Annotated in this window: 14 protein-coding genes; 9 read left to right on the forward strand and 5 right to left on the reverse strand. The window is 71.4% G+C overall.

From position 1 onward, the window contains the following. The first annotated feature begins 87 nt into the window (after positions 1-87). From purF to amcA, 4 genes are all read left to right on the forward strand, one after another. On the forward strand, positions 88-1,626 hold the full coding sequence (gene purF, locus AB0K07_RS01900; protein ID WP_363750226.1) for an amidophosphoribosyltransferase: 1,539 nt from the start codon (positions 88-90) through the stop codon (positions 1,624-1,626). A 61-nt stretch (positions 1,627-1,687) separates the two neighbouring features. Further along, positions 1,688-2,842, forward strand: a complete 1,155-nt coding sequence (gene purM / locus AB0K07_RS01905; RefSeq protein WP_363750228.1) for a phosphoribosylformylglycinamidine cyclo-ligase — start codon at positions 1,688-1,690, stop codon at positions 2,840-2,842. A gap of 130 nt (positions 2,843-2,972) precedes the next feature. Next, positions 2,973-4,076 carry a cyclophane-forming radical SAM peptide maturase AmcB gene (gene amcB / locus AB0K07_RS01910; RefSeq protein WP_363751382.1) on the forward strand — a complete coding sequence of 368 codons (1,104 nt, stop codon included), beginning with the start codon at positions 2,973-2,975 and terminating at the stop codon, positions 4,074-4,076. After that, the gene (gene amcA, locus AB0K07_RS01915; protein ID WP_363750230.1) at positions 4,045-4,281 is read left to right on the forward strand and encodes a multiple cyclophane-containing RiPP AmcA; all 237 of its coding nucleotides are present in this window, start codon (positions 4,045-4,047) and stop codon (positions 4,279-4,281) included. Before amcB ends, amcA begins: the two co-directional genes overlap by 32 nt. Before the next feature lie 144 nt (positions 4,282-4,425). On the opposite strand, the gene AB0K07_RS01920 is transcribed toward amcA, so the two are convergent. After that, positions 4,426-4,641 carry a DUF3073 domain-containing protein gene (locus AB0K07_RS01920; RefSeq protein ID WP_363750231.1) on the reverse strand — a complete coding sequence of 72 codons (216 nt, stop codon included), beginning with the start codon at positions 4,639-4,641 and terminating at the stop codon, positions 4,426-4,428. Between the two features lie 301 nt (positions 4,642-4,942). Next, a complete protein-coding gene (locus AB0K07_RS01925) occupies positions 4,943-6,025 on the reverse strand; it encodes a Glu/Leu/Phe/Val dehydrogenase dimerization domain-containing protein (protein ID WP_363750233.1) in 1,083 nt (360 codons plus the stop codon). Positions 6,026-6,218: 193 nt separating this feature from the next. On the opposite strand from AB0K07_RS01925, the gene AB0K07_RS01930 reads away from it, so the two are divergent. Together AB0K07_RS01930 and AB0K07_RS01935 are read left to right on the forward strand one after the other, a co-directional pair. Beyond that, complete coding sequence (locus AB0K07_RS01930) at positions 6,219-7,058, forward strand: hypothetical protein (RefSeq protein ID WP_363750235.1); 840 nt, start codon at positions 6,219-6,221, stop codon at positions 7,056-7,058. 250 nt (positions 7,059-7,308) lie between these two features. Next, on the forward strand, positions 7,309-7,518 hold the full coding sequence (locus tag AB0K07_RS01935) for a BldC family transcriptional regulator (RefSeq protein ID WP_007073996.1): 210 nt from the start codon (positions 7,309-7,311) through the stop codon (positions 7,516-7,518). A 68-nt stretch (positions 7,519-7,586) separates the two neighbouring features. Here AB0K07_RS01935 and AB0K07_RS01940 read toward each other — a convergent pair whose 3' ends face one another. Continuing rightward, positions 7,587-7,976 carry a PPOX class F420-dependent oxidoreductase gene (locus AB0K07_RS01940; protein WP_363750237.1) on the reverse strand — a complete coding sequence of 130 codons (390 nt, stop codon included), beginning with the start codon at positions 7,974-7,976 and terminating at the stop codon, positions 7,587-7,589. Positions 7,977-8,029: 53 nt separating this feature from the next. On the opposite strand from AB0K07_RS01940, the gene AB0K07_RS01945 reads away from it, so the two are divergent. Further along, positions 8,030-8,809, forward strand: a complete 780-nt coding sequence (locus tag AB0K07_RS01945; RefSeq protein WP_363750239.1) for a class I SAM-dependent methyltransferase — start codon at positions 8,030-8,032, stop codon at positions 8,807-8,809. 74 nt (positions 8,810-8,883) lie between these two features. Here AB0K07_RS01945 and AB0K07_RS01950 read toward each other — a convergent pair whose 3' ends face one another. After that, positions 8,884-9,186, reverse strand: coding sequence for a hypothetical protein (locus AB0K07_RS01950; RefSeq protein WP_363750240.1), 303 nt, complete (start codon positions 9,184-9,186; stop codon positions 8,884-8,886). Between the two features lie 176 nt (positions 9,187-9,362). Between AB0K07_RS01950 and AB0K07_RS01955 the strand changes: the two genes are divergently transcribed. Then, positions 9,363-10,220: a 3-hydroxyacyl-CoA dehydrogenase family protein gene (locus AB0K07_RS01955; RefSeq protein WP_363750241.1), complete on the forward strand. Its 858-nt coding sequence runs from the start codon at positions 9,363-9,365 to the stop codon at positions 10,218-10,220. Beyond that, positions 10,217-10,960 carry an enoyl-CoA hydratase/isomerase family protein gene (locus AB0K07_RS01960; RefSeq protein ID WP_363750242.1) on the forward strand — a complete coding sequence of 248 codons (744 nt, stop codon included), beginning with the start codon at positions 10,217-10,219 and terminating at the stop codon, positions 10,958-10,960. Before AB0K07_RS01955 ends, AB0K07_RS01960 begins: the two co-directional genes overlap by 4 nt. A 65-nt stretch (positions 10,961-11,025) precedes the next feature. Here AB0K07_RS01960 and AB0K07_RS01965 read toward each other — a convergent pair whose 3' ends face one another. Beyond that, positions 11,026-12,369 (reverse strand): ABC transporter substrate-binding protein, encoded by a 1,344-nt coding sequence (locus AB0K07_RS01965; RefSeq protein ID WP_363750243.1) that lies wholly within the window; start codon positions 12,367-12,369, stop codon positions 11,026-11,028. Positions 12,370-12,454: the final 85 nt, after the last annotated feature.

Genomic DNA, 12,454 nt, shown 5'->3' on the forward strand with positions numbered 1-12,454 from the left:
CAGGCGACGACAGTGGTCCCGGCAGAGGAGTGTGGATCCGCCCGTGATCCCCGCCAGGCCGGTCCAGACCAGCATGAGGGAGCGGTAGTGCCCCGAGGCGACGGCCGGCTGAGCCACGACCTTGATCCCCAACGACCCGGCCCCCAGGATGCCTGCGGCGTCTTCGGCGTCTGGGCCCCCGGTGAAGAGGTCGCCAACCTGACCTACTTCGGCCTCTACGCCCTCCAGCACCGCGGCCAGGAGGCGGCGGGCATCGCGGTGAGCGACGGCTCCGGGGTGGTGGTCTACAAGGACCTCGGCCTGGTGGCCCAGGTCTTCGACGAGCCCACCCTGGCGAGCCTGCGCGGCCACCTCGCGATCGGGCACGCCCGCTACTCCACCACCGGCGCCTCGAACTGGGAGAACGCCCAGCCGACGATCCGGTCGACGAGTTCCGGCACGACGATCGCGCTGGCCCACAACGGCAACCTGGTCAACACCACCGAGCTCGAGAAGGAGGTCGCCGAGCGCGGCCTCGTCACGGACGGCTCGACCAACGACACGTCGCTGGTGACCATGCTGCTGGCCAGCCGTCCCGACCTGTCGGTCGAGGCGGCCGCGCTGGAGGTGCTGCCCCAGCTGCGGGGCGCGTTCAGTTTCGTCTTCATGGACGAGTCGACGCTCTACGCGGCCCGTGACCCGCACGGCGTACGCCCGCTGGTGCTCGGCCGGCTGGAGCGCGGCTGGGTGGTGGCCAGCGAGACCGCCGCGCTGGACATCGTCGGCGCCAGTGTGGTGCGCGAGGTCGAGCCGGGCGAGCTGATCGCGATCGACGAGGCCGGGCTGCGCTCGACCCGGTTCGCGGCGCCGGAGCCGAAGGGCTGCCTCTTCGAGTACGTCTACATCGCCCGCCCGGACGCCACGATCGCCGGGCGCAACGTGCACGCGGCGCGGGTGCAGATCGGCCGTCAACTGGCCAAGGAGCACCCGGTCGAGGCCGACCTGGTGATCCCGGTGCCCGAGTCCGGCACCCCGGCCGCGATCGGCTACGCCGAGGCGTCCGGCATCACCTACGGCGCCGGCCTGATGAAGAACCCGTACGTGGGTCGCACCTTCATCCAGCCGTCGCAGACGCTGCGCCAGCTCGGCATCCGGCTGAAGCTCAACCCGCTGCGGGAGAACGTCCGGGGCAAGCGACTGGTGGTGGTGGACGACTCGATCGTCCGCGGCAACACCCAGCGGGCCATCGTGCGGATGCTGCGCGAGGCGGGGGCGCTGGAGGTGCACGTCCGGATCTCCTCCCCGCCGGTGAGCTGGCCGTGCTTCTACGGCATCGACTTCGCCACGCGGGCGGAGCTGCTGGCCAACGGGTTGGACAACGACGGCATCCGGCGTTCCATCGGTGCCGACACGCTCGGTTACGTTTCGCTCTCTGGTTTGATCGCCGCGACCGAGCAGCCGAAGACCCGGCTGTGTCGGGCGTGTTTCGATGGGGAGTACCCGATCGAGCTGCCGGCCGGCAACCTGATCGGCAAGCACGTGCTCGAAGGGGTGGGCCGACGGGTCGCCAACTCGGCACCGGAGGCCCCGCACACCAACGGCCCGCTCGTCGCCACGCCGCGTGGCGTGACCGCAAACCGCCCGTAGCACCAACCGGCGCGGCCCGGCCACGGCCGGCGCGGCACCGAGAACCACAAAGGGGAGAACCGTGACGCACGTGTCCGAGCGCAGCGGCGCAGGAAGCAGCCCGACCGGCGCCGGCGGCGACCGCCAGCTCTGGACGGCCGGCGCCGGCCGCCAGGCGCGCAAACGCTCGGTCTCGTACGCCGACGCGGGGGTCTCGATCGACGCGGGCGACCGCGCGGTGGAGCTGCTCAAGTCGAAGGTGCGCCAGACCCGTCGTCCCGAGGTGCTGGGTGACCTCGGCGGCTTCGCGGGCCTGTTCCGGCTGGACACGACGAAGTACAAGAACCCGATCCTGGCCTCCTCCACCGACGGTGTGGGCACCAAGCTGGTGATCGCCCAGCAGATGGACATCCACGACACGGTCGGCATCGACCTGGTCGCGATGGTCGTCGACGACCTGGTGGCCTGCGGTGCCGAGCCGCTCTTCCTGCTGGACTACATCGCCACCGGCGAGGTCGTTCCGGACAAGGTCGCCGAGATCGGCGCGGGCATCGCCGACGGCTGCCGGTATGCCGGCTGCGCGCTGCTGGGCGGGGAGACCGCCGAGCACCCCGGCGTGCTGCGCCCGGACGAGTACGACATCTCGGCGACCGGCGTGGGCGTGGTCGAGGAGAGCGACATCCTCAGCCCGGACCGGGTCGAGGTGGGCGATGTGGTGATCGCCATGCGCTCCTCCGGCCTGCACTCCAACGGCTACTCGCTGGTCCGGCACGTGCTGCTCGGCGCGGCCCGGATGCGGCTCGACATCGTGATCGACGACTTCGGCCGGCAGCGGACCCTGGGTGAGGAGCTGCTCACCCCGACCAAGATCTACGCCAAGGACTGCCTCAAGCTGATCGCCGAGGCCGAGGTGCGGGCGTTCGCCCACGTCACCGGCGGTGGCATCCCCGGCAACCTGGTCCGGGTGCTGCCGGAGCACGTCGACGCGGTGGTCAACCGGTCCACCTGGAAGCCGCAGCCGGTCTTCGACCTGATCCAGTCGAAGGGCCGGATCGACGACCCGGAGATGGAGTCGACCTTCAACATGGGTGTCGGCATGTTCGCGATCGTCTCGGCCGAGGACGCCGACCGGGCGCTGGCCACGCTGACCGGCCGTGGAGTCGAGGCGTGGCAGGCCGGCGAGATCATCGAGGGCACCGGCAACGTGCAGATGGTCGGCCAGCACACCCGCGGATGATCACGCTCTGGTGATCGTACGGGCACCTGATCAGGGCTTCACCCGAGTGGCCAATGCCGCCTAGCCTGAAGGGCACCCTCAGGCTAGGCGGAGGAGGGCGATGGCTGCTCGGGGACAGTCGTTCAGCGGGATGCGTGGCCTGGCCACGATCCCGTCGTACGTCGTCATGCAGCCCACCACGCTCTGCAACCTCGACTGCGCGTACTGCTACCTGCCGTTCCGGGCCGCCGACCGGCGGATGCCGGTGCCGGTGGCCGAGGCGGTGGCGGCGGCGGTCAACCCGTGGGCGGCGGCCGGCCGGTTCTCCGTGGTGTGGCACGGCGGCGAGCCGCTGGCGGCCGGCCGGGAGTGCCTGGCCGACCTGATCGCGCCGTTCGGGCCCGAGGTCGAGCACCACGTGCAGACCAACGCCACGCTGATCGACGACGACTGGTGCGCCTTCTTTGCCCAGCACGACGTGCGGGTGAGCGTGAGCGTGGACGGGCCGCGGGAGCGCAACAGCGACCGGGTCAACCGGGGTGGCCAGCCCGCGTACGAGCGCATCATGCGCGGCGTGGACGCGCTACGCCGGCACAACGTGCCCTTCTCCGCGCTGGCCGTGGTGTCCCGGCCGGAGCCGGGGCTCGCCGCCGAGCTGTACGAATACTTCCTCGGGCTGGGCTGCGACGTGCTCGGCATCAACATCGAGGAGACCGAGGGGGTCAACACCCGGGCCAACCGCCACGACCCGGCGGTGGTGTCCGCGTTCTGGGCGGAGCTGGTGGCGGTCTGGCGCCGGAATCCCCGGATCCATCTGCGCGAGATCGAGTGGTCGCTGCGCTACGCGGCGGCGGTGCTCGACGACTCGGCGGACGCGGTTCTGCCCCGCCAGCTGGACCCGATTCCGACCATCGGCCACGACGGCTCGGTGACGGTGCTCTCCCCGGAACTCGCGGGCTTCACCGATCCCCGCTACGGCGACTTCAGCAGCGGCAACGTGCTGACCACCCCGCTGGCCGAGATCCTCGCCGGCGCCGGGGCGACGCCGTGGGTGGGCGAGTTCCTGACCGGGGTGGAGGCCTGTCGGGCCTCCTGCCCGTACTTCGGCTTCTGTGGCGGTGGTCATGCCGCCAACCGGTACTTCGAGTTGGGGCGTTTTGACGGTACGGAGACCGAGCACTGCCGCAACAGCAAGATCCGCCTATTGGAGGGAGTGTTGGAGCATGCCCGAGACCACCAGTCACCGGCGGGCTGAACGGGGAGCGAAGGACGCTCCGGACGCAGTCGCCGATCGGGTGCGGGACGTGGCCCCGGGGCTCGTCGCGCTCCTCCAGGAAGCCGAGGACGCGCGGCGGCTGCGGGCGGAGGTGCCGGGCGGAGGCGGCGCCAGCGCGGTCTGCGCCTGGAACCACTTCGAGAACATCCCGACCTTCTACAACTGGAACAACCGACCGCGCTGACGGCGACCGCGATCAGGGGCCTGTCGGCCGGCCGGAGTTGTCTCCGGCCAGGGCAGGCCCCTGAATCGTCGGCACCGGTGTCGCTCCCGACGGGCACATGCGTGAGCACGCGGGGGTCACCGCGTGCTCAGCTACGTCGAGAGGTCAGCGGGTCGGACGGATCCAGGGATCCGGGTCCTCGTCCGCGTGATCCTCATCATCGTCGTCGACGAACTCTTTAGAGTCGTCGTCGAAGTGGTGCTCAGACTTACCAGCACCCGCCAGTTCACGCTGCAAGGCGGTGAGGTCGGTGTTCGGGGAGTGGTACTTCAACTCCCGGGCCACCTTCGTCTGCTTGGCCTTAGCACGGCCGCGCCCCATGGCTCGACCCCCTCGCACAGAATGCGGGGCAGCCCGAAGGCGGGCCCCGATGACGTCAGGCATCTCTCGTGGCTCTTACGGTACATGGGGATGCCATCGTTCGGCACCTCGGGTTACCGTCGGCCGGCTCTGCGAGTCGTGGCGATCCGGCCGTCACCCAGTGTACCCGGTAAGGAGCGGAACGGAGAGCACCCGTGACACCGGACAAAAGGGCCTAAAATTGACCCGGCCCTCAGCTTACCGAGAGCGGGCCGGCGCGGGGCCCGGAGGCGGATCCGAAGAGTCCGCCTCCGGGGGACACTCAGCGCAGGTGGATCGTGCGCAGGCGGCCGACCTCGGCCATCCGCCGCTCGGCCAGCCGGTCCGCGGCCACCGCCGGCGGCACGCCCTCGGCGTCGGCCAGGTGCAGGATCTGGCGGGTGGTGTCGTAGATCCGGGTGGCCCGCAGCTTCGCCCGGTCGAAGTTGAAGCCCTCGATCTCGTCCGCGACCTGGATCACGCCGCCAGCGTTGACCACGTAGTCCGGGGCGTACAGGATGCCCCGGTCGGCGAGCAGCTTCTCGATGCCCGGGTGGGCGAGCTGGTTGTTCGCCGCCCCGGCGACCACCTTGGCCCGCAGTGCCGGGACGGTGTCGTCGTTCAGCGCGCCACCGAGGGCGCACGGGGCGTACACGTCGATGTCCGCTGCGACCAGCGCGGCGGCGTCGTCCACCAGGGTGACCTGCGGGTGGTTGGTGCGTGCCCACTCCAGGGCCTTCGGGTTGACGTCGGTGGCGACCACCTCGGCGCCGTCCTCCAGCAGGTGCCCGGTCAGGTACTTGCCGACCTTGCCCAGGCCGGCCACGCCGACCCGGCGGCCGCGCAGGCTCGGAGTGCCCCAGACGTGCTCGGCGGCGGCCCGCATGCCCTGGAAGACGCCCCAGGCGGTCAGGATCGAGGAGTCCCCGGCGCCGCCGTGCTCCACGCTGCGGCCGGTCACGTAGCGGGTCTCCCGGGCCACGACGTCCATGTCCGCCACGTACGTGCCGACGTCGCAGGCCGTGTAGTAGCGGCCGGCCAGCGACTCCACGAAGCGGCCGTACGCCCGCAGCAGCGCCTCGCTCTTGATCTGCTCCGGGTCGCCCCAGATGACCGCCTTGCCGCCACCCAGGTCAAGACCGGCGAGAGCGTTCTTGTACGCCATCCCGCGGGACAGGTCGAGCACGTCGGCGAGCGCCGCGTCCTCGTTGGCGTACGGGTAGAAGCGGGTGCCGCCCAGCGCCGGCCCCAGCGCGGTGGAGTAGATCCCGATGATCGCCTTCAGGCCGCTCTGCTTGTCCTGGCAGAACACGATCTGTTCGTGACCGGTCGATACCGGGTCGTCGGTGCTCGCGAATACGCCCATGGCTTGCTCCTGGAGTGGTGTGCGTCCTTGTGGGACGCGGACCTGGTGGACGCCGGCGGGGATGCTGCCGGTGTGATCGAGCCTAGTATCGGCCGCCGCGGTGTCGCCCGACGCGCCGCCGCCGTCTCACGTTGCGGCGCGCGTGGTCCGGCCGCTGACCGCGTCCGGGTGCGGTTCGTGGGAGGATCGCGCCGTGCCGTCGCTCTTCGCTTCTTACCTGCGCGTGTACGAACCGCTGACCGCCTTCGACCGGGACCGCCAGAGCTACTGGCGCCGCTACGTCTCCGAGGGGCGGGCGGTGGCTCCCGTGGAGGGGCCCGGCCGGCAGCGGACGGCGGTGATCGAGGCGCTGGGCGCGGGCTGGACCCGGCTACCGGATCTGCCGGAGGAGGCGTACGTCCTGGAGACGGACGACAGCCTGCTGGTCTGCCCATGGAACCTGCGGATCCGGGTCGCCGAGGCGGCGCTCAGCGCCCGGGACGGGGTGCCCTCGGTGCTCGCCGACGCCTTCGTGCCGCCGGTGCTCGCCGGGCAGGCCAGAGCGGTCGTGGACGACTGGCGCAGCGGCGCCCGGGTGCTGGAGCACGGGGTGCCCCGGGTGCACGAGCAGATCGCCACCTGGGGTGTGCCGCTGCGCTGGTTCGTGCTCTTCGACCCGGCGGAGCGGGACCTGGTCGCCCAGCCCGGCCGCCGGGCACTGCGCTACCGCACCGAGATCTCCAAGGCCCGGCGTCGCTCGTCGCGGGCGCTCTCCGTGCTGCGCAAGTCCGTGGGCGAGGCGCCGATCACGGAGGCGGTGGAGGAGGCGGCCCGCTGGCTGGAGGAGTTCCACCCGCGTTCGGTGGTGGAACTGGACTACGGCGGCCTGGTCGACCTGCTCTCCGACGAGACGCTGGCCGCGGACGACTCGCCTGAGCTGGTGGCCGGCGGTCTCGCCGGGCTGTCGCGCGGCGAGGCCGAGGAGGCGTCCGCCGCGTACGACAAGCTGGTGGCACGGTGGCGCGCGGTGCAGCTGCTCGAGCGGTGCAACTGAGGCAAATCGCCCGCAGAGCGCTCTCAAGGTGAGGTGTGCTCGTAGTTGACGCATCACGAACCGTGATCATGAGTCCGAATAAGGTAGTTTCTGCTATGTAAAAGTCGTAAAAATCGGGCATGGTTCATCCGTCCGTCTAGGGACCTTCATCCGTTCGGCCCATGTCGGACATCGGGGACTAGCCGGACCATGGGAGACGCGTCGGCCGGCGGGACCCCGGCCGATGTCTATACATGTGGAGGAGTGACCGATGGCATCGCGAACGCACGAACCAGAGCCGCTACTCACACCGGCCGAGGTGGCGTCGATGTTCCGTGTCGACCCGAAAACGGTGACCCGGTGGGCCAAGGCTGGCAAGCTCAGCGCCATCCGCACGTTGGGTGGTCACCGTCGATACCGCGAGTCGGAGGTCAGGGCGCTGTTGCAGGGGCAGATCCCGCAGCAGCGGCAGGGCGACTGAGCGGCACGAGTTTTCCGGTCAGGGGCGGTGGATCTCGATCCGCCGCCCCTTTCCATGCCCGGCGGCCCTCAGCCCTGCCCCTCGGCCAGCGTCACCCGGATGCCGACCGTGCCGCCCTCGCCCCGGCGCAACCGGCTGCCGAGCAGGCTCAGTCGGCCGATCAGCCGGTACTTGTGCTTGAGCAGGTCGCGTACCCGGCCGGTGTCGCCGTTGCCGTAGATCGTCGCGTGGGCGGGCACCTCCGCCCCGTGCGGCCGGCCCCGCACGTCGCACGGCGCCACGGTCACGTCCCCGTTGCGGCGGATCCGCTTCACCTTGCCCGAGTCGGCCCGCGTCCAGACCGCCAACGCCTCGCCGTCGCGTACCGACCAGACGGGGGTCGGCACCGCCCGACCGTCCTTGCGGAAGGTCGTGAGCAGGATGTACTTCTCGGCCGACAGCCGGTCCAACGTGGTCACGCCGTCAGGATACGGCCGCTGCGGGCCGCTGAGTGGCCGGATAGCGTGACGTCATGACGGGGGAGCCTCAAATCGGTGACGTGATCGGCGAACTGCTGCGCGACACGCTCGCCGTCGCCACCGGGGTGGGTCCCCGACCACTGGTCGGCGGGCGGCTGCCCCGGCCGGTCATCGAGATCATCGAGCGGGACGACGGGTTGATCAACGGTGCGCCGGCCGCGCACTACCTGGACGGGCCAGCGGACTGGCAGCCGTACGACCACCGGGCGGTGGACCGGGTCCGGGGCGAGACGCTGGACATCGGCACCGGCGCCGGCCGGATCGCGCTCCTGCTCCAGGAGCGCGGCGTACCGGTCACCGGGCTGGACACCTCGGCGGGCGCGCTGGCGGTGAGCCGGCGCCGCGGTGTCCGACGGCTGGTGCACGGCACGGTGGACACGCACGTCGCCGACGGCCAGCGGTACGACACGTTCCTGCTGCTCGGCAACAACCTCGGGCTGTTCGAGGGACGGGAGCGGGCGCCGGAGTTCCTGGCCGCGCTCGCCGCGCTGGCCAGGCCGGGGGCGCAGATCATCGCGCACGGCACCGACCCGTACGGCACCCGCGACCCGCTGCACACCGGCTACCACGAGCGCAACCGCCGTCTGGGCCGGCTCGGCGGCCAGCTGCGGCTCCGCCTGCGTTACCGGGAGCTGGGCACCGAGTGGTTCGACTACCTGGTCTGCTCGGCCGACGAGTTCGGGGCGCTGGTGCGGGGCAGCGGCTGGCGGCTGACCGATGTGGACGACCGGGACGCCCCCTACTACCTGGCCACCCTGCGCCTCGCCGACTGACCGCCCACCCAGCTGGTGTCGGGAAGGGGCCCTTGTCACGCACCCAGCGATGACAAGGGCCCCTTTCGCACGACTCAGACCTGGACGGTGGGGGGTAGCTGCTCGGGCGGGAGGCCGCCGTCGCCGTCGACCACCTCGTCCGGGGTGCCGTCCTCGTCGATGTCGACCATGGTGATGTCCACCTTGCCGTCACCGTCGGTGTCGAACTGGAACAGGTCGGCCTTGCCGTCGCCGTCGGTGTCCACCACCCACACGTCGGTCTTGCCGTCGTTGTTGGTGTCGGCGCGCAGCAGGTCGACCCGCTCGTCTCCCCGGGTCTCCACCGTCTCGCCGTCGGTGCTGCCCGGGTCGGTGACGCTCTCCGGTGCCTGGCTCATGTCGACTGGTCCTTCCCTCGGTTGACGGGCCGTCTGTACCCGATCGCGCGCTCCCCCACGCATGGGCCGGCTCCCCGCGCTGAATAGGGTCGCACCATGAGCGAGCGGACCAGGCGGATCACCCGGGCCGGCGTGGCGGAGACCCCGCGCGCCGCCGGGCGGGACAGGGAGGCGTGATGAGCGATCGTTTCGTGGTCGTCGGTGCCGGCACGATGGGGCTCGGCATCGCGTACGTGGCGGCCGGGGCCGGGCACGCCGTCGAGCTGGTCGAGGTGGACCCCGACCGGGGCGCGACCGCGCTGAACCGGCTCGCCGAGCTGTGGGAGCGGGCGGTGCAGCGCGGGAAGCTGAGCGCCGACGAGGCCGCGGCGAACCGCGAGCGGGTGACGCTGCGCCCGACTCTGGCCGAGGTCGCCGCCGGCCCTGAGGTGATCGTGGAGGCGGTGCCGGAGCGACTCGACCTCAAACGGGCGGTGCTGCGCGACGCCGCCGCGCTGCGACCGGCACTACTGGGCAGCAACACCTCCAGCATCGCCATCGGTGACCTGGCCGCCGGGCTGGAGCAGCCCGAACGCTTCCTCGGCCTGCACTTCTTCAACCCGGTCTGGGCGATGACGCTGCTGGAGATCGTGGTCGGCCCGGCGACCGCCGAGGAGACCACCGCCGCGGCCGTCGCGCTCGCCGCCCGGCTGGGCAAGGACCCCGTCGTCGTACGCGACATGCCCGGCTTCGCCACCTCGCGGCTCGGGGTCACCCTCGGCCTGGAGGCGATCCGGATGGTCGCCGACGGAGTGGCCAGCCCGGCCGACATCGACAAGGCGATGGTGCTCGGCTACCGGCACCCGATCGGGCCGCTGGAGCTGACCGACCTCGTCGGCCTGGATGTGCGGCTGGACATCGCCCGCACCCTCCAGGCCGCGTACGGGGAACGCTTCGCGCCGCCGCCGTTGCTGGTGGAGATGGTGGCCGCCGGACGGCTGGGCAAGAAGTCCGGGCACGGGTTCTACCGGTGGGACGGCGGTGCCAAGCGGTGAGCGGGCTGCGGATCGAGGAGCGGCCGGATCGCCTCGTGGTCACCCTGGACCGGCCGGAGAAACGCAACGCCATCGACGCCGACCTGATCGCCGAGCTGCACCAGGTCTGTGCCGAGCTGGAGGCGCGTCCCCGGCTGCTGCTGCTCACCGGCGGCGCCGCGGGCATCTTCGCCGGTGGCGCCGACATCGGTCAGCTCCGTGAGCGGGGCCGCACGGACGCCCTGGCCGCGATCAACTCGGCGGCCTTCGCCCGGATCAGGGCGCTGCCGATGCCGAGCGTGGCGGCCGTGGACGGCCCGGCGCTGGGCGGCGGCGCGGAGCTGGCGTACGCCTGCGATCTGCGGGTGTGCACGGCGCGGGCGGTCTTCGGTCAGCCGGAGGTCCGGTTGGGCATCCTGGCCGGCGCGGGCGCGACCCACCGGCTGCCCGCGCTGATCGGCGAGGCCCGGGCCAAGGAACTGCTCTTCACCGGTCGGCGGGTGGATGCCGCGGAGGCGCTGCGGATCGGCCTGGTGAACCGCGTGGTGGACGAGCCCGGTGAGCTGCTGGCGGCGGCGCACGGGCTGCTGGACGAGATGGCCCAGGGTTCGGCGCTGGCGCTGCGGCTGACCAAGCTGGCGGTGGACGCGCCGGCCGCCGCGCACCCACAGCTCGACCTGGTCAGCCAGGCGGTGCTCTTCGAGGACGAGGAGAAGCACCGCCGGATGACCGAGTTCCTGGAGCGCCGCCAGCCCCGGTGACCCTCGGACGGAGACGGCCGCACCGGCGCGATGCCGGTGCGGCCGTCGAGGTCCGCGGTCGGTGCTCAGTGCCGGATCTGCACCCCGCCGTCGGCGAGCGCCCGGATCACCTGGGCGGATTCGCCGAAGCCGATGATCAGTACCGCGTCCGCGCCGAAGTCCTTGATCTCCTTCGCGCCGTCGGTGAAGTCGACCGGGGGAGCCTTGGCATCGGCGGGCGGCTCGTAGGTGAGCAGCTTGAGCCGGTCGTCGGCGATGCCCGCCTTCTGCAACTCGTCGCGGACGGTGGCCTGGAGGCCCTCACCGTAGGAGTCCTTACGGGCGACGATGACGATCTTCTGCGACCCGTCGCGGAGGATCACGTCAGCCAGCGCGCGGCCCTGGAGGCTGTCCGGCGGGGCGGTGCGGAAGTAGAGGCCCTTGTCCTCCACCTGGGTCAGGCCGCTGTCCGTGTTGGACGGCGAGAAGAGGATCTTCCCGGCCTTGACCACGTCCGGCAGCACCTCACGGGAGATACCCGAGCCGCCGGCACCGATGATCACGCTGACGCCGTCGGTCACGTGCTTGGCCACGGTCGCCTTGGCCACCGCGGGGCTGGTGCCGTCGTCGCCGTCAAGCCAGGTCACCGGCTTGCCCAGCGCGCCACCCGCGGCGTTGATCTCCCTGATCGCCAGCGTCGCGCCGGCGGCCATCGGCGGGTAGGCGATCGCGAGGTCACCGGTCTTCGGGAGCAGGCCGCCCAGGACCAGCGGCTCCTGGTCGTCGTTGTCGCCCGAGGGCTGCTTCCTCGCCTTCGGCGGCGCCTTGGTGCTCGCCGCCGACTCGTTGCCCGCGCCGACGAACTCGGTCTTGCCGTCGTTGATCTGCTGCCCGTCGAAGGTCAGCGTGGCGTAGCTCGCGGTGGCCGGCTCACCCTCGTCGGTGAAGCCCGCCCGGGTCAGCGACACGCTGCGGTACTCGATGTCCTGCCCGGCGCGGGCCAGCGCCAGACAGCTCGCCGGATTCTCGCAGCGCTGACCGTTGTTGGTCACGCCGACGATCTGCTTGGCGATGGCCGCCGGGTCGGTGCTCCCGGCCAGTTGGGCGGCGAGCACCCCGATCACCACCGCGTCGTACGTCTCCGCGGCGTAGAGGTAGTCCGTCAGCGCCGGATCGACGGACCGTAGCCGGCTCTTGAAGTCCTCCGGTAGCGGAGTGAGCGGCGTGGTTCCCTTCATCCCGTCGACGAGATTGGCACGTTCCTTCAACTCCGCGGGGTAGGAGTTGAGCATGTTGCCGTCCGTGCCATAGAGGCGCACCTGTTGGGCGCTTCCCTCCTCGGCTTTGTCATTCCCGCAGGCGCTTGTGGCAAGCAGGATCGTCGCGCAGGCGGCCAGTGAGGCCACCCGCGAGCGGCGTGATACGAGCATGGTCGTCCTTCCTCCGGCGAAGGTCCGCTGCGCACATTAGCGTGCCGGGGCTGGCGACGGGACCGTGGAGGTGGCGTAATGCGCA

It is taken from the genome of Micromonospora sp. NPDC049301, assembly GCF_040678715.1.
Lineage (GTDB): Bacteria > Actinomycetota > Actinomycetes > Mycobacteriales > Micromonosporaceae > Micromonospora.

Bases quoted from the DNA above. Each gene is read 5' to 3' on its own strand.
- AB0K07_RS01965 (WP_363750243.1), bottom strand. From the start codon at position 12,369: ATGCTCGTATCACGCCGCTCGCGGGTGGCCTCACTGGCCGCCTGCGCG.
- AB0K07_RS01925 (WP_363750233.1), bottom strand. From the start codon at position 6,025: ATGGGCGTATTCGCGAGCACCGACGACCCGGTATCGACCGGTCACGAA.
- AB0K07_RS01950 (WP_363750240.1), bottom strand. From the start codon at position 9,186: ATGAGCCAGGCACCGGAGAGCGTCACCGACCCGGGCAGCACCGACGGC.
- AB0K07_RS01920 (WP_363750231.1), bottom strand. From the start codon at position 4,641: ATGGGGCGCGGCCGTGCTAAGGCCAAGCAGACGAAGGTGGCCCGGGAG.
- amcA (WP_363750230.1), top strand. From the start codon at position 4,045: ATGCCCGAGACCACCAGTCACCGGCGGGCTGAACGGGGAGCGAAGGAC.
- AB0K07_RS01945 (WP_363750239.1), top strand. From the start codon at position 8,030: ATGACGGGGGAGCCTCAAATCGGTGACGTGATCGGCGAACTGCTGCGC.
- AB0K07_RS01935 (WP_007073996.1), top strand. From the start codon at position 7,309: ATGGCATCGCGAACGCACGAACCAGAGCCGCTACTCACACCGGCCGAG.
- amcB (WP_363751382.1), top strand. From the start codon at position 2,973: ATGCGTGGCCTGGCCACGATCCCGTCGTACGTCGTCATGCAGCCCACC.
- AB0K07_RS01955 (WP_363750241.1), top strand. From the start codon at position 9,363: ATGAGCGATCGTTTCGTGGTCGTCGGTGCCGGCACGATGGGGCTCGGC.